Below are 22687 nucleotides of genomic sequence, written 5' to 3'. Positions count from 1 at the left end.
TTCCCAACCGAGTGCGGATTTCCTTTGAGGCTGCATGAATGAGCGCTGGACGTATGAACCATGAGCTGAGGGCGGCCATTCTTCTCACCCCTCGCCCAGGAGGCCGCACCACAGGGGCACCGTGGAGACCGTCCGGTGCGGGTGTCCGTGGCCGAACCTGCCGCCCTCCCCGAACTCCTCGCCGTGATCGGCACAGACCACGACCAGAGGGCGCAGCCCGCTCAGCCGTGAAAACAGGTCACCCAGACGGGAATCAGCCCACTCCAAGGCTTGCTTCTGCATCTCCAGAAGCACCTGGACGTCTCCATCCTTCAGAGCGTCCTCCCTCAACCCGCCGGTCTTATCGTCATGCAGCAGGTAGAGGCGCCGGAGGAGTTCCCTGCTTCGGTCCGTGAGAGAGCTCCACGGTGTCGAGTAGGGGATGTGCGTACTGGGGCAGTTGATGAAGAGGAAGAATCGTTCGGCTTCCAGACACAGCTCTGCGAGCTTACGGGTGTGGGCCAGTGGCAATTGCTCCTCGCGATCGATGATGCGGTCCTGCCCGGTGACGGGGGATCGTGAGGGGCGGCCGAAGTAGAGGAACTCCGGGAACAGGCTCGGCAGGTGGTTGGCGGGATCGGAGGCGTCGAAGAAGGTGACACCGCCCGACCCGAGCACTCTGTAACCCCTCTCGCTGTAGTGAGCCATCAAGGTGGGGCCATCGAAGGGAATGGCGGAGCGCCGTTTGGAGGATCGGGCCGCTGCTGAACGCCAGATCGCGTCCACGCTGTGCCCGCCGAGAATGAAGGGTCCCGAGACCGGTCGGGGCAGGTTGCCGTTGAACAACGCGGCGTGGGCGGGAAGGGTGTAGGTCCCTGGGCTCTCGGCCCGCAGCAGTGGACCGAGTGTCTCCAGGTTCGGGGTCCGGGCACTCGCCGCGACATCGTAGCGGCAGGAGTCCAGGGTGACGAGGACGACGCTGCGGTCGGCCAGATCGATTTCCGGCATCGGATCACACCTCCAGGACCAGTGAGGGGTCACGGAAGCGGTCCATCGGGGACAGGGCGAGTAGGCGCTCGGAGAGCAGCGGAAGCTCGGCCAGCGTTTGGGCGGTCAACTCCTCGATAACGGCGCGGTCGAGGCGGTCACCTCTCCGTGCCAACCGGACACCAACGAACGATGGGTCGTCCAGACGGTCACCGTTGCGCGACACCAGCACGACCTCATTGGGCAGGCCGAGCTTGGTGTGGATGCGCTCCGCCAGTCGCGCGGAGGCGAGCGTGTACAGCTTCCCGGTGTGGTGCACCGGGTTCTTTCCGGCCAGGGCCTCGACCCCCGCACCGCCGCTGGCGGAGATCACCCCATTGGCCTTGTTGCCGCGCCCGACGAGACCGCAGTCGCCCTTGCCCAAGGACGTACCGAACGGGGCGAGATAAGCTCCGCTGCCGTGATCCTTGGTGTTGACGCTCAGCCGCGTGAGCCACGGATGCTGTCGCACGACCGGGTGTTCGTTGATGAAGCTGTCTAGGCGCTCGTACGCCTCGGATACCAGGGCCGTGTACTCACGGTGCGAGCCGACCGCTTCCGGATGTACCGGAAGGCAGACCGTCGACTCCAGGACGTCCGCCGCCCTGGTCAACATCACCTTGACGTCAGAACCCAGGCCTCTGAACGCATTCCTGAAGGAAGGACCGTTGACGTGGTTCTCCACGTCGATCGCCAAGACGTCCAGAGGATCAGCGGGTGAGTAGGCGCTACAGAAGGCCGTGTCATTGGCCAGGGCGCCCACCGAGTCGACGCGGCACTCGTCATCAGCCGAGGGGCGATAGAACGAGGCGGGATGGTCTGCTCCGACACCCGCGGTGTTCTCCACGAAGCTGCGCACGGAGCCGATGATCTGGTCGCAGCCGGTCGCTTCCACCAGCACGTGTTCGACCGTTGCTTTGAACAGGTCCTCGACGGGGAGGGCCTCGGTGCCCACCGCGCGTGTCACCTTGCCGAACAGGTAGGCGCTGATGGGCTTACGGATCGTGTAGCCGCCGAAGCCGACCTCCGCCTCAGCGCCGATCAGGGCGACCTTGTCCACCCAGTGGTTCGGGACCGCGCCGAAGCGGTCGAGTCCGTGAAGCGAGTAGCGACGGGAGAACTCCTCCGCGATGAGGTCGGCGAGCGAGTCAGGGTGACCTATGCCCTTGCGTTCGACCACGTTGAAGCCGGAGCTTTCTGCGGGGAAATGCTCTTCTTGGTAGGTGAGGCGCATGGACTGACTCCTCTTTGATCATGACCGTGAACGATCTCAAGGAATGCCTGGCAACGGAGTTGGCCGGGCCCCCTTTTCGGGAAGGTTGGTGTTAGGAAGTTAAGTTCAGGTCCTCCACATGACCCGGAGAAAAAATCCGGGGTGTCCAGGAAGAATCCCGATGGCTCCGTATCCCCCTCAGCTCAGCCCTGGCCAGCAGGTCGCCTGGCACCGGCTTCGACGTGGCCTGTCACAGGAGGTGCTGGCCGGCCTGGTCGGGCGCACAGCCGACTGGTTGGGCAAGGTCGAGAACGACCGTGCACCCCTGGATCGGCTTTCGGTGCTTCGATCGCTGGCCGACGCGCTCGGTGTTCCGGTTTCCGCGCTGGTCGGAGATCGTCCGAACCAGGGAAATCGTGAAAATCAACATGCGCATGTCGCGGAGATTCGGTCGACCTTGATGGACTACCGGCAGATCATGCCGGGGTTTCCGTTCGCAGTGAATAAGGAAGGGAGGTCAGATCTTCGCTTCCTTCGCAAACAGGTGGAAACGGTCATGGACGCTTACCAAGCATCCGACTATGACCGTGTGTTGCGTAGACTCCCTGACCTCCTTTCCAGGGCTCAGGCCGCGGTGCGTGTATGCGAGGGAGAGCAGAGGAAGCGTGCCGGTGCTCTGCTCGCGGTGGCATGCCAAGCGTGCGCGATGATCCTCACCAAGGTTGGAGAACCTGACCTGGCTTGGATCGCGACAGACAGAGGGATGAAGGCGGCCTTCGACTGCGACGACCTGGCTCTACAGGGCTCCCTGATGCGTTCGGGGGTGCACTCTCTCCATTCACGTGGTCAACATGAGATGGCCGTCGCACTGACAGGGGAAGCCGCCTCGTACCTGCGTCGCGAACAGGGTGGTCGTCCCAGCACCGCGCGCTTGTTGTCCGTCTACGGCACCTTGTTGTTACCGGGAGCCGTGGCGGCGGCACGCCACGGGGATCGTGCCAGTGCAGTCGCATATCTGGACGAGGCCGAGCGCATCGCCTCTCGGGTGGGGCGAGACGCCAATCATTTGTGGACGGCGTTCGGGCCGACCAACGTGGTTCTGCACAGAGTGACCGTTGCCGCCGGCCTGGGAGATCCTCGTGCTGTCCTCGATTTGGGGGTCGGTGTCGATACCGCGGCGCTGCCACGGGAGAGGCGGGTACGTCACCTCTTCGACGTGGCAGGGGCATTCACCAGCGTCAACGAGATCCCGTCAGCCATTGAGCGCATGCTGGAGGCGGAGAGGTTGGCCGCATCCCAAGTCCACCAGCACGTGATGAGCCATCAGATCGTGGGACGCATGATGCGGACCAAGACAGGTAGGCGGGACAGGAGGCTGGCGGATTTGGCCCATCGGATGGGGATGTTCTGATTCGGAGACCGTTAGTGTCGGAGCATGGTCTCTGATCCCACTGAATCCTTCGCTCGTCCCCGGGTTGCGGCCGGAGCCCTGTTCTTCGATGAGCGAGGTCGGGTGATGATGGTGGTCCCCACCTACAAGGACTATCTGGACATTCCCGGTGGCTACATCGAACACGGAGAGACACCGACCCAGGCTGCGGTACGTGAGGTGAAGGAGGAACTGGGGATCGCCCCGCCAATCGGCCGACTTCTGGTCGTGGACTGGGCGCCCAACCCCTCTGAAGGAGACAAACAGTTGTTCGTCTTCGATGGGGGAGTGCTCGGCCGGCAGTGGCTGGACCAGGTCGTCCTCGACCCGGCCGAACTGTCAGGGTACGAGTTCCACGATGTGTCCTCAGCAGAGACGGTGACGATCCCCCGGCTCGCTCGCAGGATCGTTCAGGGGGACCGCGCCCGGCGTGAGGGGACCACGATCTACCTGGAAAGTGGTGAGGTTGTCGCTTAACGGGTTGCCGGTGGCTGTGCAAGATGGTCTCTACGAAGGTGCTCCACTCCTCGCGAGTGAAGGACAGGTGGCCCGACTCCCTGTTTCGGGTGTTCCGCACATCGGCCCCGGCCTGGTGCTCTCGGCTTCGACGCACTCGTTGAATCTCCGGGAAATCGGACCGCCGCGCCGGCACGATCTGGTCGGTGATCAACCACAGGAAGGGAGCCTCGGCCCTGCTCATAAGACCGGCGGGACCTACGCCTGATCTACAAGGACCGGGCCGACTCTCTGGGTGAACGGGTGCCTTGAACCCAGGGAAGGAAGGGAACTCAACGACATGAGCATGATCGAGTACGAGGCCAAGGTCTTGGACATCGACCCCGAACAGGTGGCCCGGACCATTCTCGACAAGGGCGGTGCCGACCTGGGCGAGGTGCTTCAGCGGCGCTACGTGTATGACATCGAACCTGGCGACGCGTCCCGGTGGGCGCGTCTACGCGACACCGGCAGCCAGGTCACGCTCACGGTGAAGGAGATCGACTCGGACGCCATCGGCGGCACCCGCGAGACCGAGACGGAAGTCGGCGACTTCGAGACCGCCAACACGTTGCTGGGCAAGCTCGGTTACGCCCCCAAGGCCTACCAGGAGAACCGGCGCCACAGCTTCACGCTGGAAGGTGCCCAGTTGGAGATCGACACCTGGCCGCGTATCCCCGTGTATCTGGAGATCGAGGCAGATAGCCGGACCGAGGTGGTGCGAGTTGCCGCGCTGCTCGGATTCGATGAGTCGTCCCTGACAGGTGAGAACACCACGAAGGTCTACGACCGCTACGGCATCGACCTGTCCGGTATCCCGGATCTACGCTTCGACTCCTGAGGAGGGTTGGTCGCTGCCCCCGGCTTTCGTTCCGACGCTTGCCGGGCCGGGGTCATGACTCATGGCGCCGATTCTTGGCACCGCTCAAGGAGCCGCATGACCATCGCCGAACATCGCTCACCACCCGAGACCCCGGCGCTCCCGATGAGCCCTGAATTGTTCGAGCGCTTGGCCCGGCAGGCGTTCGAGGCCGACCGCGTTCGCATGGAGATGTTCAACGGGAAGGTCTGGGTCCACAAGGCGACCGAGGGGGCGCACGCCGGAATCCTCACGTGGTTGATGCGCGGGTTCATCGCTCATCGTCCCGACCTCGACCTCATCACCAGTGGGTTGGGGCTCAAGGTCGATACCTACCGCAAAGGTCGGGCCCGCCCTGACGGGATCCTCGCTCCGGTCGGCCATTTCGACGACGCGGGTGTATGGGCCGACCCCGAAGGTGTCCTCGCCGTTGTCGAAGTGACCTCCTGGGACGCTGACACCCACGCCCGGGACCGTGTCGAGAAGCCCGCCGCCTACGCGGCGACGGACATCGGCGTCTACCTGCTGGTGGATCGCGACGCCAACGCACTCGTGGTCCACAGCCGCCCCGTTCAGGGTCAGTACCTGGACCGCAGCACTCATCCCTACGGCGAGGCCGTCCCGATCCCGGGTACCGGGGTCGTCCTGGGCACCGAGCCGCTCAAACGCTTCGCCCGCTGATGGCCGAGGGCCGCGTGCGCGGGGTACGCCCGCTCACGTGAGCACCTCCGGAGCTCGGGAGCCGATCTCTGTCGTGGAAGTTCGTACCTGTAGGGCTCCGGGCAACACCAGGTACAGGGTTCTGGGCATGGCCCGAGTCGAGGGGCGCAGCACGCGAACGAGCCGCTGCTCGGCGACCTTCGGGGCAGGGTCGGTGACCGAGCGGTGGGCGACGGTGACGGGACTTCACCCGATCAGGCCGGGTCGTGCGCGGCTGGTCGGATCGAGGAGCGGGACAGCAACAACGACAGACCCGCCCAGCCCACATCCGCCACGGTCATCACCAGGCGGGACAACACCGCCACCACCAGGGCCGCGCCCGCGTCCACCACCGGGGCCAGCGCGACCACCAACACCACCTCGCGCACCCCGAGCCCGGCCGGGGCGAACACCACCAGCAGACCCAGGGTCCAGGCCAGCGCGTAGGCGCCCACCGCCGGACCGATCGAGGCCAGGGCGTTCCCACCCACCGCCCAGGTCAGAAGCCACACGTGCGCGCCCAAGGGCACCCACGCCACCAGGGTCCACCCCACCGAGGCGGCCACGGCGCCCCCGCCGATCCGCAGTGGACCGGCCTCGGCCACCTCTCGGAAGCGGGCGAAAGGCCGTGCGGCCAGCCCGATGCCCCGCCCCAACACCCGTGGGTGCAGGCAGGCGAGCAACACCGGGGCGGCGGCCAGCGCCCACCACCATCGGCGGGCCGCCTCCGCCGATGACAGTGGCAGCGCCACCGCCGCCACGGCCAGGCTCACCGCCACCGTCACCGCGATCGCCACCAGGGTGGCCGCCGCACCACGTGAGCGGGGCACGTTCCAGTCCCGGGCCAGTTCCACCTGGGCGACGAAGGCCCACACCGAACCCGGCAGGTACTTGCCGAGCTGACCGACGAACATCACGCGCGCGGCCACCGTACGTGGCAGTGGTGAACCCAGCCCGGCCAGGAGCGAACGCCAGGCCAGCATCTGCGCGGCCAACCCCAGCATCCCGGCCAGGACGGCGGTCGGCAGTACCCATAGGGGGAGTTCGGCCACGGCCTCGCGCGCCTGATTCCAGTTCGCGTGCACGGCCACGCCCGCGCAGGCGCACACCACCAGTAGCAGGGTGAGGCGCACCCACGTGTTACGTCGAAGCCGAGTCAGCACCCGGCCAGCCTAATGCGGTGACCCCCTAGGTTCACCGACTCGGGCCTGTCCCGCGTGATCTTGCTCGTAGCGCCCATTTGGGCGCCCAAATGGGCGCTACGAGCAAGATCATCCCGGTTGAGGACCCGTGAATCACACGGCCAACATTTCCGGCCATACCGAATGGTCGGGTGGCGGCCGGGATCCGTGAAAGACCGGCGCGTAGGGTGGGCCGGTATGAGCGGTGCGAACGACCCGGAGCCCATCCCCACGCCCACGGCGTCCGCCATGCGCAGAGCGCTGGCCCGAGCGCGTGACGGCAAGACCCTGGACCCCACCGAAGCCGAGATTCTCCTGCACGCCCGTGGCGAAGACCTCGACCTCCTCCTCGACCACGCCGGACGGGTACGCGACGCCGGCCTGGAGGCCTCCAGGCGCGGAAACGTCATCACCTACAGCCGCAAGGTCTTCGTGCCACTGACCCGACTGTGTCGGGATCGCTGCCACTACTGCACCTTCGTCACGGTCCCCGGTCGGCTCGAATCCCCCTACATGTCCCCGGACGAGGTCCTGGAGATCGCTCGCAAGGGCGCCGAGATGGGCTGCAAGGAAGTCCTCATCACCCTGGGCGACCGCCCAGAGGACCGGTGGAAGCAGGCCGCCGAGTGGCTCGACTCGCGCGGCTACGACGACACCCTCTCGTACGTGCGCGCCATGGCGATCATGATCCTGGAGGAGACCGGCCTGCTGCCGCACCTCAACCCCGGGGTGCTCACCTGGTCGGACTTCCAACGCCTCAAGCCGGTCTCGCCCTCGATGGGCATGATGTTGGAGACCACCTCTCGGCGTCTGTTCGAGGAGAAGGGCCAACCCCACTACGGCAGCCCCGACAAGGACCCGGCCGTCCGGTTGCGCGCCCTGGAGGACGCCGGTCGCTCCAGCGTCCCCTTCACCACCGGCCTGTTGTTGGGCATCGGCGAGACGTTCGCCGACCGGGCGCACTCGATCTTCGCGATGCGCGGGGTCTCCCGCCGCTACGGCGGTCTCCAGGAGATCATCGTGCAGAACTTCCGCGCCAAGCCGGACACCGCGATGATGCACCGCCCCGACGCCGAACGCGAGGAGATGGCCGCCACCATCGCCGTCACCCGCCTGGTCATGGGGCCCAAGGCTCACATCCAGGCGCCGCCCAACCTCATCGGCGCGGAGAGCGAGAGCGTGGACGAGTACGCGCTGATGATCCGCGCGGGCATCGACGACTGGGGCGGGGTCTCCCCGCTCACCGCCGACCACGTCAACCCCGAACGTCCCTGGCCCCAGATCGACGACCTCGCCGCCCGTACCGCGGCCCAGGGCTTCACGCTGCGCGAGCGCCTCACCGTCTACCCCGAGTACATCCGGGCCGGCGAACCCTGGATCGACCCGCGGGTGCGCGCGCACGTCGACGCCCTGGTGGACCCCGAGACCGGACTGGCCCGCGAGGACGCGCCCCTGGTGGGCCGCCCCTGGCAGGAACCCGAGGCGGTCATGGTCTCCTCGGGCCGCACCGACCTGCACACCGACATCGACACCGAGGGCCGTACCGAGGACCGGCGAAGTGACTTCGACGCGGTCTACGGGGACTGGGACGAACTCACCCCCGTCGTCGACCGCCAAGGCGCGGTGCCCCGGCGGACGGACCCCGAGATCGCCGCCGCCCTGCGCAGCGCCGAACGCGACCCCGCCGGGCTGAGCGACGCCGAGGCGCTCGCCCTGCTGCACGCCGACGGCGACGCCCTGGAGGCCTTCACCGGTCTGGCCGACCGGGTTCGCCGCGACACCGTCGGAGACGACGTCACCTACGTCGTCACCAGGAACATCAACTTCACCAACGTCTGCTACACCGGCTGCCGGTTCTGCGCCTTCGCCCAGCGCCGCACCGACGCGGACGCCTACACGCTCTCCCTGGACCAGGTCGCCGACCGCGCGGAGGAGGCGTGGAAGGCGGGCGCCACCGAGGTGTGCATGCAGGGCGGTATCCACCCGGACCTGCCCGGCACCGCCTACTTCGACATCGCCGCGGCCGTGCGCGAACGCGTTCCGGACATGCACGTCCACGCGTTCAGCCCGATGGAGGTCGTCAACGGCGCCGCCCGCACGAACATGTCGATCCGGGACTGGCTGACCCGCGCCCGCGAGTCCGGTCTGGGCTCCATCCCCGGTACCGCCGCGGAGATCCTCGACGACGAGATCCGGTGGGTCCTCACCAAGGGCAAGCTGCCCGCGTCGGAGTGGGTCGACGTCATCACCAACGCGCACGACCTGGGGATCCCCACGACGTCCACGATGATGTACGGACACGTGGACTCCCCGCACCACTGGGTGGCGCACATCAAGCTGCTGCGCTCCCTCCAGGAACGGTCCCGTGAGCGCAACGGACGGCCCGGTTTCACTGAGTTCGTCCTGTTGCCGTTCGTGCACACCAGCGCTCCGATCTACCTGGCCGGGCTGGCCCGTACCGGTCCCACCGTGCGCGAGAACCGGGCGGTGCACGCCCTGGCGCGGCTGTTGCTGCACGGACAGATCGACAACATCCAGGGTTCCTGGGTCAAGCTCGCGGAGGGCACCTTCCGGCAGCTGCTCCAGGGCGGTGTCAACGACGTGGGCGGCACCCTCATGGAGGAGACCATCAGCCGGATGGCGGGCTCGGGTCAGGGTTCGTACAAGACGATCAGCGACATCAAGGCCCTGGTGGGGCCGACGGGCCGTCCCGTTCGCCAGCGCACCACCACCTACGGCCCGGTCCCGGAGGAACGCCAGAGGGTGGCCGAGGACAGTGACGGCGTCGCCCCGAGCATCCTGCGCCCCAACCTGCCCGTGGTCTGAGGGGCCCCGAACCCGAAGGGGCGGGACGCCGGTGATGGCGTCCCGCCCCTTGTGGGGTGCGGCCCGGCGAGGGGAGGTTCGGGCCGCGCGAGGCCGCGGGTGGGAGTGCTCCCGCGGATCGTTCCCTCCTACACGAGGGCCGCGGAAACGGTCTGGGCGAAGTCGTAGCCGTTCACCGCGTCCCAGTTGACGGACCAGGTCATCACGCCGCCGATCTGGCCGTAGGGGGTCTCGGGGGAGTACGCGCCACAGCTTTCGCCGGTCTGCAGGCAGTTCAGGGCGGCGACCACGTCGCTCGGCGGCATGTACCCGCCGCCGGCGGCGTCGGAGGTGGCGGGCAGGCCCAGGCCGACCTGGTCGGCGCTCAGGCCCATCTCCAGCTGGATGCAGGCCAGGGCCGCGACGAAGTCGCTGGTGCCCTGCTCGTAGACGTTACCGTCACACCCCAGCATCGTGCCGGAGTTGTAGTACTGCATGTTCACGATGGTGAGGATGTCGGAGATGTTCTCCGCCAGCTGGTAGTAACCGGCGTCCGGGCTCTGGAAGTCGATGGTCTGCGGGGCCATCGTGATGATCAGGTCGGAACCGGCCTGGCCGCTGAGGTCGTGCAGGGCGTCGCTCATGTGCTGGGCGTCGATGCCGTGCTCCAGGTCGATGTCGACGCCGTCGAACCCGTAGTCCTGCATGAGTTCGTAGGTGGTGTCGGCGAAGTTCTGCGCCTGGGTGGGGTTGGTGACGTCGACGTGGCCGAGCTCGCCGCCCACGGAGATGATCACCTTGCGGCCCTCGGCCTGCAAGGCGGTGATGTCCTCGCGGAACTGCTCGTCGGTGTACCCGCCCAGTTCGTCACTGGCGAGGTTGAACGTGATGCCGCCGTCGAGTTCGGGGTGGTTGTCGGCGAAGGCCACCGGCACCAGGTTGTACTCGGAGGGCACGTCCCCGAGCGGCATCACGGTGGAGCCGTTGTCGAAGTTGTGCCAGTACCCGGTCAGCCACTGGTCGGTCTGTTGGACCTCGACGGAGTCGGCGTTGGCCACGGTCTCGACCGGCTCGGCGGTCGCGCCACAGGAGGAGACGAGCGCGGTGGTGGCCGCGGCGAGGCCGCCGATGAGGGCGAGCCGGGCCTTTCGGGTGATGAGCATGAGGGGGTCGTTCCTTTCGTCGAGCGGGGAGACGGGGGAGACGAAGGTGCTCGTGTGAACCGGTAATTGTTAGGAGACCTTAGAGTTACCGCCGGTGCCCGTCAACGGAAATGGTTAAGAAAGTTTGTAGTTTTCTTGGGTACCCGGTACCGGCTGTTATCAGGGGGCGATCCCACCGCCCTTGCCACGCAGGTCCAGCTCCTTGCCGATCCCGGTGAACACGTCGTGGTCGATCTCCCCCGAGCGGTACAGTGCCATCAACGCGTCCCGGCGCGCCTGATCGATCTGACCGAGCATCGCGCCCCGCTCCCGGGCGTCCCGCTTGATCCGGTCCAGGTCGCCCTCCTCGGTGTCGAGCAGCCTCTTCAACCGACCGATCCGCCGTGAGTACCTCTCCCGGACCACGTCCGCCGTCTCGTCCTCCATGTCGCCCGCGGTGAGCAGCTCGTCGACCTTGCGCACCGCCGCGCAGTCCATCTCGTATTCGGCCCGCAGGTACTCCTTGCGCCGGGTCCCCTCGTCGGTCAGCCCCAGCCGGCCCAGCAACCACGGCAGTGTCGCCCCCTGCCCGACCAACGTCACCATCACCACCACCCCGGCGACGAAGATGAGCCCGCCCCGATTCGTGAACGGGTCCCCGTCCAAGGTCGCGGGCAACGAGAGCGCGATCGCCAGGGACACCGCCCCGCGCATGCCGCTCCACCCGATCGCGACGCGCTCACGGAACGACGGAAGGTCCGATCTCAGCCGCGGTGCGAGACGCCGTGGGGGGCTGATCAACAGCATCAGCAGTACGCGCAGCACGATCGCCGTCGCGGTCACCGCCAACGCCACCGACACCAGGTACAGGAAGTCGAAACTCTCCCGCACGCTGGTGACCACCGCGTCCAACTGCAACCCCAGGAGGACGAACAGCATCGCCTCCAACAGGGTCACCAACGTGCCCCAGATGGTCTGGCCGCTCACCCGCACCCGGGGCGGCAACAGGCCCTCCCCGTGCGTGCCCAGGTAGAACCCGGCCACCACCGCCGCCAGTACCCCGGAGAAGCCCGCCATCTCCGCGGGGATGTAGGCCACGAACGGGAGGACGAGCGACACCATCAGCTGCAACGACGCGTCCCGGATCCGGCCCCGGGCCCAGGCGACCCCCACGGCCACCAGCGCCCCGTAGGCCAGCCCGCCCACCACCACCTTGCCCAGTTCCAGGGCGGCGTCCCCCGGGGTGAGGGGGCGCGCCATCGCGGTGACCGCCAGACCGAACAGGGTGAGCGCCACCCCGTCGTTGATCAAGGACTCGCCCTCCAGGATCGTCAGGACCCGGCGCGGGGTGCCCACGCGTTTGAGGATCGCCGAGGCCGCCACGGCGTCGGTCGGGGCGATCGCCGCCCCCAACGCGATCGCCGCGGGCCACCCGGCGTCCGGCAACAGCAGGTGGACGATCGCGGCCAACCCGAACGCCGTCGCCAGGGTCATCCCCACCGACAGCACGATGATGGGCCGCATCAGGTCGCGCATGTCCTTGGGCGAGGAGAAGAACGCCGCGTTGTAGATCAGCGGCGGCAGGAAGACCAGGAGGATGATCTCGGGGGTGATCGACAGCGAGTGCATCCACGGGACCACGCCCAGGACCATCCCCAGCATCACCAGCACCACGGCGCCGGGCATCCGGATCCGCCCGGAGACGACCTTCCCCACGATGACCGCCACCACCACGACCAACGTGGCGATCACGTACTCTTCCACGCGCACCCGGGCCCCCTAACGTCGGTCGCGCACCGGACCAGCATGCAGTGGTCGGGCGGCCACGACACGAGGACGCGCCGCCCGCGTGGCGGGCGGCGCGTCCTGACGTGGAGCCGGGGAATCCGGAAAGGGCGCGGGGCTCAGCGCACCACGACGAAGTCGTCGGGGTCCCGGGGCGGGCGGTCCTTGGGAGGTTCGGCCGCGTATCCCACGGCCACCGAGCCCATCGGACGCCAGTCGTCGGGCACCTCCAGTACCTCTCGGACCACGTCCGCGCAGAACATCGTGGAGGAGATCCAGGCCGAACCCAGCCCCTCCATGGCCAGCCCCACCAGCAGGTTCTGCACGCCGGCGCCCATCGCCACATGGAACATCGACCGCTCGGCGTCGGCCCGGCGCTCGTCCGGGTACGGGTGCGCCCCGTCCGCGACCAGGAACGGCACCACCAGGTACGGGGCCCGTCGCAGCACGTCGCCGCGCCGGGTCCGCCGGGTGATCTGTTCCTCGGTGAACCCGTCCCCGCGCAGGTCGGTCACCCACGCCCGCAACATCTCGTCCAGCAGACGCTTGCGGGTGTGGGCCGACTCCACCATGACGAACCGCCACGGCGTCGTGTGGTGCGGGGCCGGAGCGGTCACCGCGGTGGCCACGGCGCGGCGCACCAGCGCCGGGTCGACCGGTCGGTCGGTGAAGGACCGTACCGTCCGTCGGGCAGGGACCACGTCGCGCGATCCATAGCGGAACATGTCGGCGTCGGCCGGCCGGATCAACTCGGCCGCGCCGGGGCCGTCCTCCTCGTCGACCAGGTCGCCCAGACCCGAAACGATCGCCACCGGAATCGCGCTGGTCTTGCCCTTGACCAGTTCACCGGCGCCGGCGATCTCGTCGGCGACGGCGTTGATCGTGGCGTCCATGAGGTTGCCGTGGGTGTCGACCGTGCCGCGCAGGTCCTGTGCCGCGCGCAGTCCGGCCACCCCGATCGCCACGTCGGTCTGACCCTCCCGCCAGGGGCGGCCGAAGGTGTCGGAGATCACCACGGCCACGCGCACGCCCAGGCGTTCGGTGATCTCGGCGCGCAGGGCACGGGCGGAGACGTCGGAGTCCTCGGGCAGCAATAGCACCGTCCCGGGTTCGACGTTGGAGGCGTCCACCCCGGCGGCGGCCATCACCAGCCCCTGTCGGGTCTGCACGATCCGGGTCCGACCCATGCGGGCCACCACCCGTTCGGTCTCGGCGTCGATGGCTTCCTCACGGTCCATCCGCACCGCGCGCCCCTCGGCCTTGCTGACGACCTTGGAGGTGACGACCAACATGTCACCGTCGACCAGTGGATCGCCCGAGGCCGCCACCGCGTCGACGATCAGCGCGGCCAGGTCGTCTCCTCGGCGTACCTCCGGTATCCCGACCAGGCCGCGCACGCGGAAGCCGGTGCTCATCGGTCCTCGTCCCCGCGCAGCTCCAGGGCCAGGTCCAGGGCGGCCCGGGCCAGCGCCTCGGTGGTCCGGGGGTCGCTCATGTACAGGGGGCGGGATCGGACCTCGATCCCGTCGACCTCGGTGTCGGCGTCGGCCTCGTCGACCAGCCAGCCGTCCAGCAGGTCCGAACCCAGGTGCTCGGCGACCGCTCGGGCGCTGGTCTCGACCCCGATGGCGGTGAGGCAGGCGTCGGCCATCCCGCGCACGGGCGCGCCGCCGATGATGGGGGATATGCCCACCACGGTCTTGTCGACGAGGGCCTCGCGGATCCCAGGGATCCCGAGGATGGAACCCACGCTGACCACGGGGTTGGACGGCGGCAGCAGGACCACGTCCGCGTCTTGGATGGCGCGTAGCACGCCGGGGGCCGGCTTCGCGGTGTCCGCGCCCACGGAGACGATCTCCGAGGCGGGCAGTGCGGCACGGTGCTCGATCCACCATTCCTGGAAGTGGATGGCCCGGCGCCCTTGCCCGTCCTCGACGACGATGTGCGTCTCGACCTGGTCGTCGCTCATCGGGAGCAGGCGCACACCCGGCTTCCAGCGGTCGCACAGCGCCTCGGTGATCGCGGAGAGGGGGAAACCCGCCGCGATCATCTGCGCACGTACGATATGTGTGGCGGTGTCCCGATCACCGAGCCCGAACCAGGTGGGTTTCATCCCGTAGGCGGCGAGTTCCTCCTTGACCGTGAAGGTCTCGTCGATCCTGCCCCAGCCTTGTTCCTCGTTGATCCCACCGCCCAGGGTGTACATCACGGTGTCCAGGTCCGGACAGATCCGGAGGCCGAAGAGGGTGATGTCGTCACCGGTGTTGCCGATGACGGTGATCTCGTGGTCTGTGGCCTGGTCCGGGCCGGTCGACGCGTCCATTCCCAAGGCGGCCTTGAGGCCGCGGAGGAAACGTGCGCCGCCGATACCGCCGGCCGGTACGACTATCCGCATGCGCCCAAGTCTGGCAGGCTGGGCAGGCGTATGGGTCGTCTGCCCCATGGTGGGCGCGGTCCATCGTGACCGATCCGGTGCGAGCGGTTTGCGAACCTTCCGGTGGCGGTCACCATCCCACCCCATCGGCTCCGCGTTCGGTGTCCCTTAAGTCCCGCCCACGCACGGTCGAGCCGATTCACCCGACAGTCCGACGATATGCCAAGCTTCCTCCGACGCGATGGCGAAGCAGCAGAGGGGAACCTCTCTTGAAAAACGAAACACTAGAACGCCTACGCCTGCCCGGGGCCTGGGTCCTGTTGGGGGCCGTGGGTGTCACGATGCTCTCGGGTCTCATCGATCTGATCATCATTTCGAGCGAGATCGGCGGGAGCTTCGCCGGGGCCATGGGAGGGGCCGGTTCGTCCTTCTACGGCATCAACGTCACCCTGCTGCTGATCGCGGCGGTGGCCCTGGTGTTGACCGGTGAGCGTACTCGCCCGAACTCCTTCCCGGTGGTCCTCACCGCGATGATCATGGTCGGGGTCGGGCTGCTGTTCTGCCTGATCGGCTTGATCAGTGGGTTCATCGACATCAACAACGGTGGCCTGGCGTTCTCCGGCTTCCTGTCTCGGGCCGCACTCGGCGCGGTGCTCGGCTTCTTCGGGTTCGCTCTGCTGAAGGCGTTCAACGACCCGAACCTGGTGCCGCGCGCGCAGCCGCAGCAGCAGGTCCAGTACCCGCAGCAGTTCCCGCCGGCCACCGGCGCGCAGCAGGGATTCGCCCAGCAGGGCTACCCCTCGGCCGACCCGGCCCAGGCCTACGGCCAGGACCCGGCGGCGCAGCAGGCGGCCTACGGTCAGCAGTACGGCCAGGAAGCCGCTCAGCAGCAGGTGGCCTACGGTCAGGACGCCTACGGCCAGCAGCAGGAGGCCGTCGCCCAGCAGTACGGCACGGGTGCGCAGCAGGCCGCCTATGGCCAGGACCCCTATGGTCAGCAGCAGGACGCCGCCGCCCAGCAGCAGGCGGCCTATGGCCAGGACCCGGCGGCCCAGCAGTACGGGACCGGCGCTCAGCAGGCCTATGGCCAGGATGCCTACGCCCAGCAGTACGGGACCGGTGCGCAGCAGGCCGCCTACGGCCAGGACGCCTATGGTCAGCAGTACGGCACGGGTGGCCAGCAGGCCTACGGGACCGGCGCTCAGCAGGCCTACGGTCAGGATGCCTACGCCCAGCAGTACGGGACCGGTGCGCAGCAGGCCGCCTACGGCCAGGACGCCTATGGTCAACAGCAGGACGCCGCCGCCCAGCAGCAGGCCGCCTACGGCCAGCAGTACGGGGCCGACTCCTACGGTCAGCAGTACAACGTCGACGCCTACGGCCAGCAGTACGGAACGGGCGCTCAGCCGGCCGCGCAGCCGGCCGAGTACGGGCAGGGCTACGACCCCTCCCAGTACGCCCCGCAGCCCTACGACGCTCAGCCGGTCGCCGACCAGCAGGCCCAGGACGCCATCCAGAACGGCTGGTACCAGAACCAGAACCAGGCCCAGCCGGGGCAGGAGCCGCCTGCCGAGGGCGGAGTTGAAGGATTCTTTAACTCCGGTGAGAACAATGGTGGTGAGTCGTCGGATCCGAACGCCGGCACCTACGGGAGCCAGTACGGATCAGGCGCCGGTTACGGCTCTGACCAGCAAGGACAGGGTGGAGCCGATGGCCAGCAGAACTGGTACGGCAACGACGGTCAGCGCTGATCCATCCTGGTAGGCCTCCCGGAAGCGCACCTTGGAAGGTACGTGAATGGCGTGGTAATCCACAGAACGGACATCGCGGGCCTGCCGTTGGAGGCTCGTCGCATGATATTCAGTGGATTACCACGCAGGGCGCTTGACCTCAGGTCGAGCATCCACGTGTAATTCCAATGTGGGATTTCCGCCCGACCCGGGGGATGAAAAGGGTCGGGACATCTATTGGGGGGCTACAGGAGGTGCGCATGAGCGAGGTCATCCCGCTGGCGCACGGTTCGGATGAAGATCCGGGCTGGCAGGAACGTGCCTTGTGCGCGCAGACCGACCCGGAGGCGTTCTTCCCCGAGAAGGGCGGCTCCACCAGGGAAGCCAAGAAGGTCTGTCAGTCGTGCGAGGTACGTGCGGAGTGCCTGGAATACGCGCTGGAGCATGATGAACGCTTCGGCATCTGGGGGGGACTCTCCGAGCGCGAGCGCCGAAGGCTGAAGAAAGCCGCCGGGGGAGATTTCGATTTCCTGGCGGACATGCTCTGAGGAGCCATCGCCATAGCGCGTCCGGGCACGAGCCCGGGCGCGCTTTTCTCATGTCGGTGGCTCTGAACCACGCCCTCCCTCCTCCGATGGGGTGAATGCTCCGATATGGTCGCACCGTCCCCCTGACCCGAATAGACCTGTAATGGTGCGGGGTGGCGTATCGTGATGTCCCGCGTTCGCGCCCGCGAGCCGCCCCGCGCACTCACGCGCCGACCGGCCGGCCCGGCCGGAGTATCCCCGGCCCCGTGCAGCACGGGTGCCGATCCATCTCCCGGAGAGAACCCACCACAGCCGTGCATGACCTGGATTCCGCCCGTCACGTCGTCACCGCTGTCCTCGTGTCCCACGACGGCGCACGCTGGTTGCCGGAAACCCTGTCCGCGCTGCGTGCGCAGAGCAGGCCCGTCCAGCGCGTGGTGGCGGCCGACACCGGCAGTACCGACGGAAGCACCGACGTCCTCGCGGACCACCTGCCCGACGACGCGATGATCGACCTGCCCGACGACACCGGCTACGGCGACGCGATCCGGGCCGCCTTGGACCTACCGCGTTCCACCACCGAGGTACGGGGCTTCGACGACGACGCCACCGAGTGGTTGTGGCTGATCCACGACGACCTCACCCCGGAGAGGGACACCCTCGAACAGCTGCTGACCGCGGCGGACAACGACCCCCGCACCGCGGTCCTGGGCCCCAAGCTCCGCGACTGGTTCGACCGCCGGCTCCTGGTCGAGGTCGGCGTCACCATCGACGGGGCAGGCCGCCGCGAGACCGGCCTGGAACAGCGTGAGTTCGACCACGGTCAGCACGACGGCACCCGCCAGGTCCTGGCCGTCTCCAGCGCGGGCATGCTGGTCCGCCGCGACGTGTGGGAACGGCTCGGCGGGTTCGACCCGGCGCTGCCCCTGTTCCGCGACGACATCGACTTCTGCTGGCGTGTGGGCGGCGCGGGACTCCGGGTGCGCCTGGTCACGGAGGCCATCGCCTACCACGCCGAGGCCTCGGCCCGCCGCCGTCGGCGCATCACGGCCACCCGCAACCACCCCCGCCGGATCGACCGCAGGCACGCGGTGTTCGTCCTGCTCGCCAACCTGCCCGTCGGTGGCATGGTGTTCGCCCTGTTGCGCAACTCGGTCGCCTCACTGTTGCGCGTGATCCTGTACCTGCTCATCAAACAGCCGGCGAACGCGCTGGACGAGGCGGCCGCGATCACCATGGTCTACGGCAGGCCGTTCCGGCTGGCCAAGGCCCGTTTCCGCCGCCGACGCGACCGTCGCCGAACCTACAGCGCGATCCGCCCCTTCCTCGCCCGCGGCGTGGCCGCCCGGCAGTTCGCCGACGCGTTCACCGGGCTCCTCACCGGCGAATCGGTCGGCGACACCGCGGGCCGGCACCAGGCCGTGACCGTCCAGCCGGGTGAGGAAGAGGACGGGGTCGCCGACGACGCCGACTCGTTCCTGCGCCGGGTGGTCCTGCAACCCGGTCCGATGCTGGTCATCGGGTTGACCGTGATCACGATCATCGCCGAACGTTCGCTCCTCTTCGGCGACCTGCTCGCCGGGGGCGCGCTTCCCGCGGTGGCGGGCAACGCCGCCGACCTGTGGAACCTGTACCTGTCCGCGCATCCCGACACCGGTGTGGGCACCGACGGCCCGGTCCCGCCCTACGTGGGTGTGCTGGCGCTGCTGTCCACCCTCACCCTGGGCCAACCCTGGGTCGCCGTCATGGTGATCCTGCTGGGCTGCGTCCCCTTGGCCGGCCTGACCGCCTACCTGCTCGCCAAGGAGGTGCTGGGCTTCCGCCCGGCCCGTCTGTGGATGGCCGGCGCCTACGCGCTGATGCCGATGGCCACCGGCGCGGTCGCCCAAGGCCGTCTGGGGACGGCCCTGGTACACGCCCTCCTGCCGATCCTCGGACTGTTGTTGGTCCGGCTCGTGTCCATGCCGCCCAAGTCCTCCCGACGGGCCGCCTGGGGACTCGCCCTGACCCTGACCGTGGCCACCGCATTCGTCCCCCTCGTCTGGCTGCTGTGCCTGGTCACCGGGGTACTCGTGGCGTTGGCCTTCGGGCACCTGGGCCGCCGCGTCTACGTCAGCGTCGGAATCGGCCTGGGCGTGCCGTTGATGCTGCTCATGCCGTGGACCCTCGAACTCCTGCTGCACCCGAGCCTGTGGCTGCTGGAGGCGGGGCTGCACCGGCCCGAGCTGTCCGACCCCGGGGCCACCCCCGTCGAACTGCTCATGCTGTCCCCGGGCGGCCCCGGCACCCCTCCGTACTGGGTCACCGCCGGGTTCATCGCGGCGGCGCTGTGCTCGTTGCTGCTGCTCCGCAACAGGATGATCGTGGCGGCGGGTTGGTCGCTCGCCCTTTTCGGTCTGCTCATCGCCATCCTCACCGGCCAGGTCGTGATCGAGCCCTACTTCGGTGGTCCGCCCGCCCAGGTCTGGCCCGGGGTCGCGCTCGCCTTCGTCGCCACCGCCGTGCTGCTCACGGCGGCCACGGCGGCACGGGCGTTCGGCGACATGATCGGTGGAGGGGGCCTCAAGCGGTACTTCGCCCTGGGTGTGGCCACCCTCGCCCTGGCCACCCCGATCACCGCGGCCGGTCTGTGGATGTGGGAGGGAGTGGACGGACCCCTCACCGCGGACGCCACCCCGGCCGTTCCCGGTGCCCTGATCAGCGTCAGCGGCGATGGGACCCGACCCCGCACCCTCATCGTCACCCCCGCCGATGACGGCGCTTTCGACTACGTGGTGGCGCGAGGTCGCGAACCCCGCCTGGGCGAGGAACGGCTCGTGCCCGATCCGGAGACCCGTGCCGTCATGGATCGGGCGGTGGCCGAACTCGCCGCCGGCCAGGGCGATCAGCTGGTCGCCCTGCTCGACCACGGCATCCAGTACGTGCTCTACCCCCGGCCCGAGCTGGGCGGACCCGCGGACGCCACCATGGTCGACATCCTCGACGGCACCCCCGGCCTGGGTCGGCAGTCGCTCTCCCACCACTACGGGCTCTGGCGGATCGCCGAGCCCACCGGTGCGCTCCGCGTGGTCGAAGAGGACGGTGTGACCGCCGAGGCACTCACCGTGGACGGTTCCGCCGACGACCTCACCGCACAGGTCGAGGAAGGCCACACGGGACGGCGCCTGGCCCTGGCCGAGACCGCCGACGACGGCTGGGAGGCCAGCCTGGACGGTGTCGAGCTCACCCCGGTGGAGACCGAGAACGGTACCCAGGCCTGGACCCTGCCGGTGAACGGCGGGGAACTGCGGATCCGTTACACCGACCTGGTGCAGCGGGCCTGGGTCCTGACCCAGGGCGTACTGCTGCTGATCGTGTCGGTGCTGGCCGCGCCGGGTGTGCGTACCGAGGAGGAACGGCGCCTCATCCAGGCCACCCCGATGCCGAGCCCGCGCCGTCCGCGCAAGGGCCCCTCGGCGCCGGGTCGGGGCCGACGAACCCGCAGGGGCGCCACGGTCGAGACCGAGGCTCCACCGGAGGACACCGCCAAGGAGGGCGTCTCCCCGGAGGACGCCGGCGACGACCAGGTCGATGACCCGGGCGACGAGCCCGACAGCGGGCCCACCACCACCGGGTCCATTCCTGTGGTCGGCGGCCGTCGTCGTGGCAAGCGCGGGACCAGGCGGGCCGGCACCCGCAGGGCTCCGAAGAAGCGTCGAGCGGACGACAAGGGCGCGTCCCGCGATGACGCGGAGAGCCCCGACGATGAGAGGGAGGGCTAGATGCGACTGATCGTGGAGAACCGGTTCGCCCTGTTCGGACTGGTCGCGCTGGCCCTGCTCGCCCTGTTCGGGGTCGCCTTCGTCATCCGGCCGGTCAACCCCGAACTCGGGGTGTCCCGGCCCGGGACCGTCCGTCCCGAACTGGCCACACGCGTGTGCCCGGCCCCCCATGAGTCAGAGGACGACGGCGCGGAGAGCTCGATGGCGGGCTTCGCGCCCCGGGTGGGCCGCGACGACGAGGGGGCCCTGTGGGCGACACCCGTCGAGGGAACCCCGCAGGAGGACGAGGACACCGACGCGGAGGAGACGGACGAGGCGGACGAGGACACGGAAACCGAGTCCCGGAGCCCCGATGACGCCGAGGAGGCCGACGAACGCGGAGACCTGCTCGGCGAGGAACTCACCGAACCCGGCCGGGTCTGGCGCACCGACACCGGTGAGGTCTCCCATCCCACCGCGCTGAACGCCGAGGGTTCGCTGGCCTCCGGCCTGGACGTCGCCCAGACCACGGTGTCCGACGACGCCGTCACCGAGGTCCGCTGCGGTGAACCCGGCATCGGCGCGTGGTTCGCCCTGCCCGGCGGTGGCGGTGCCGACGGGGTCGAACTGGAGACCCTCACCGTGCACCTGACCAACCCCGAGGACTTCCGGGCCACCACCAGCATCGACATCTACGCGTCCGAAGGGCCCTCCTACTCACCGGAGAGCCGGGGGATCGGCCTGGAACCGGGGGAGTCGACCACCATCGACGTCACCGAGCTCATCCAGAACACCGGTTCCATCGGCGTTCACGTGCGCACCAGCACGGGACGCGTGGCCGCCTCCCTGCTCGCCGAGCACGCCGAGGGGCACACCGACTGGGTCACCCCCACTCGGGCCCCTGACGTCGAACAGGTCATTCCGGGTCTGCCCGCCGGTGAAGGCGTCCGGCGCCTGATCGTGGCCGCGCCCGGTGACGAACCCGTCGAGGCCCGCGTCCACGTGGTCCCCGAGGAGGGTTCCACCGAGGACGGTGACGAAGAGGCCGAGGACGAGGGCGAAGGCAACGGTGGCAAGGGCACCCCGGACGATCCGATGATCCTCAACGTGCCGCCCGCCGCCTCCGCCTGGATGACCATGGAGAGCGCCCTGGCCGGTCTCCCCGGCACGATCGTGGTCGAGTCCGACTCCCCGGTCGTGGCCGGTGTGATCGTCGAGGAGGTCGACTCCGACGACGGCTCGACCGTCGTGGAGACCGCCTACACGGCCGCCGTCGACCCGCTCGCGGCCCCGCTGAACGGCACCGCGGTCATCCCGGACGTGCCCGAGGACGTCGACGTCGAGCTCATCCTGGGCGCCCCCGACAAGGACGCCAGGGTCGTGGCCACCCCCATCTCCGCCGACGGCAGCATGGGCGACGCGGTGCGCGCCGACGTGGCGGGCGGTACCACGCACGTCTTCGGAACGGACACCGACGGTTGGGCCCCGCCCTCGGGGGCCGACCCCGCGGACGGGTACGCGGTGCGCCTGGAACTGTTGGACGACTCCGGGCCGGTGTACGTGGCCCGGGTGCTGCGCTCGGGTTCGGGGATCAGCGTCCTGCCCGTGCGGCCCGCGCCCATCGAGGTCCGCCTACCGGTCGTCCGAGACAGCATGACCGGTGTGGTCCCCTAGTGCCGCGTCAGCCAGGATTCACCCCGTCG

The 22687-nt window shown here is 68.7% G+C and carries 16 protein-coding genes; 9 read left to right on the top strand and 7 right to left on the bottom strand.

Annotated elements, in window-relative coordinates:
- Positions 1–84: 84 nt before the first annotated feature.
- Both ACWGKS_RS10385 and ACWGKS_RS10380 read right to left on the bottom strand, forming a co-directional pair.
- A complete protein-coding gene (locus tag ACWGKS_RS10385; protein WP_452522397.1) occupies positions 85–987 on the bottom strand; it encodes a sulfatase-like hydrolase/transferase in 903 nt (300 codons plus the stop codon).
- Positions 988–991: 4 nt separating this feature from the next.
- On the bottom strand, positions 992–2239 hold the full coding sequence (locus ACWGKS_RS10380) for a methionine adenosyltransferase (RefSeq protein ID WP_452522395.1): 1248 nt from the start codon (positions 2237–2239) through the stop codon (positions 992–994).
- A 160-nt stretch (positions 2240–2399) separates the two neighbouring features.
- Here ACWGKS_RS10380 and ACWGKS_RS10375 point away from each other — a divergent pair, with 160 nt between their 5' ends.
- The 4 genes from ACWGKS_RS10375 to ACWGKS_RS10360 all read left to right on the top strand — a co-directional run bounded on the left by ACWGKS_RS10375 (position 2400) and on the right by ACWGKS_RS10360 (position 5682).
- Positions 2400–3629 (top strand): helix-turn-helix domain-containing protein, encoded by a 1230-nt coding sequence (locus tag ACWGKS_RS10375; RefSeq protein WP_452522393.1) that lies wholly within the window; start codon positions 2400–2402, stop codon positions 3627–3629.
- Between the two features lie 24 nt (positions 3630–3653).
- Positions 3654–4124 (top strand): NUDIX domain-containing protein, encoded by a 471-nt coding sequence (locus ACWGKS_RS10370; RefSeq protein WP_087100953.1) that lies wholly within the window; start codon positions 3654–3656, stop codon positions 4122–4124.
- 319 nt (positions 4125–4443) lie between these two features.
- Positions 4444–4983 (top strand): class IV adenylate cyclase, encoded by a 540-nt coding sequence (locus ACWGKS_RS10365; RefSeq protein ID WP_087100954.1) that lies wholly within the window; start codon positions 4444–4446, stop codon positions 4981–4983.
- A 96-nt stretch (positions 4984–5079) separates the two neighbouring features.
- Positions 5080–5682, top strand: a complete 603-nt coding sequence (locus ACWGKS_RS10360) for a Uma2 family endonuclease (RefSeq protein ID WP_087100955.1) — start codon at positions 5080–5082, stop codon at positions 5680–5682.
- Positions 5683–5915: 233 nt separating this feature from the next.
- Here ACWGKS_RS10360 and ACWGKS_RS10355 read toward each other — a convergent pair whose 3' ends face one another.
- Complete coding sequence (locus ACWGKS_RS10355; RefSeq protein ID WP_452522390.1) at positions 5916–6863, bottom strand: lysylphosphatidylglycerol synthase domain-containing protein; 948 nt, start codon at positions 6861–6863, stop codon at positions 5916–5918.
- Positions 6864–7079: 216 nt separating this feature from the next.
- Here ACWGKS_RS10355 and ACWGKS_RS10350 point away from each other — a divergent pair, with 216 nt between their 5' ends.
- Positions 7080–9707: a bifunctional FO biosynthesis protein CofGH gene (locus tag ACWGKS_RS10350; protein ID WP_452522388.1), complete on the top strand. Its 2628-nt coding sequence runs from the start codon at positions 7080–7082 to the stop codon at positions 9705–9707.
- Between the two features lie 128 nt (positions 9708–9835).
- Here ACWGKS_RS10350 and ACWGKS_RS10345 read toward each other — a convergent pair whose 3' ends face one another.
- From ACWGKS_RS10345 to cofD, 4 genes are all read right to left on the bottom strand, one after another.
- Complete coding sequence (locus ACWGKS_RS10345) at positions 9836–10849, bottom strand: chitinase (RefSeq protein WP_358503366.1); 1014 nt, start codon at positions 10847–10849, stop codon at positions 9836–9838.
- A gap of 159 nt (positions 10850–11008) precedes the next feature.
- Positions 11009–12598, bottom strand: coding sequence for a Na+/H+ antiporter (locus ACWGKS_RS10340; protein ID WP_452522386.1), 1590 nt, complete (start codon positions 12596–12598; stop codon positions 11009–11011).
- A 134-nt stretch (positions 12599–12732) separates the two neighbouring features.
- Positions 12733–14028 carry a coenzyme F420-0:L-glutamate ligase gene (locus ACWGKS_RS10335; RefSeq protein ID WP_358503360.1) on the bottom strand — a complete coding sequence of 432 codons (1296 nt, stop codon included), beginning with the start codon at positions 14026–14028 and terminating at the stop codon, positions 12733–12735.
- Entirely contained in the window at positions 14025–15008 is a 984-nt protein-coding gene (cofD, locus tag ACWGKS_RS10330) for a 2-phospho-L-lactate transferase (protein ID WP_358503357.1), read from the bottom strand. Before cofD ends, ACWGKS_RS10335 begins: the two co-directional genes overlap by 4 nt.
- A 248-nt stretch (positions 15009–15256) precedes the next feature.
- Here cofD and ACWGKS_RS10325 point away from each other — a divergent pair, with 248 nt between their 5' ends.
- The 4 genes from ACWGKS_RS10325 (at position 15257) to ACWGKS_RS10310 (ending at position 22658) form a co-directional block, all read left to right on the top strand.
- Entirely contained in the window at positions 15257–16738 is a 1482-nt protein-coding gene (locus ACWGKS_RS10325) for a hypothetical protein (protein ID WP_452455256.1), read from the top strand.
- A 239-nt stretch (positions 16739–16977) separates the two neighbouring features.
- On the top strand, positions 16978–17265 hold the full coding sequence (locus ACWGKS_RS10320; protein ID WP_067605953.1) for a WhiB family transcriptional regulator: 288 nt from the start codon (positions 16978–16980) through the stop codon (positions 17263–17265).
- A 293-nt stretch (positions 17266–17558) separates the two neighbouring features.
- Positions 17559–21005 carry a glycosyltransferase family 2 protein gene (locus tag ACWGKS_RS10315; protein ID WP_358503351.1) on the top strand — a complete coding sequence of 1149 codons (3447 nt, stop codon included), beginning with the start codon at positions 17559–17561 and terminating at the stop codon, positions 21003–21005.
- Positions 21006–22658 (top strand): DUF5719 family protein, encoded by a 1653-nt coding sequence (locus tag ACWGKS_RS10310; protein WP_358503348.1) that lies wholly within the window; start codon positions 21006–21008, stop codon positions 22656–22658.
- The last annotated feature ends 29 nt before the right edge of the window (positions 22659–22687 follow it).

The sequence above is a fragment of the Nocardiopsis sp. NPDC055879 genome (assembly GCF_053615935.1).
The sequence above is the reverse complement of the archived record's forward strand: the minus strand, read 5'-3'. Positions and strand labels throughout refer to the sequence as shown.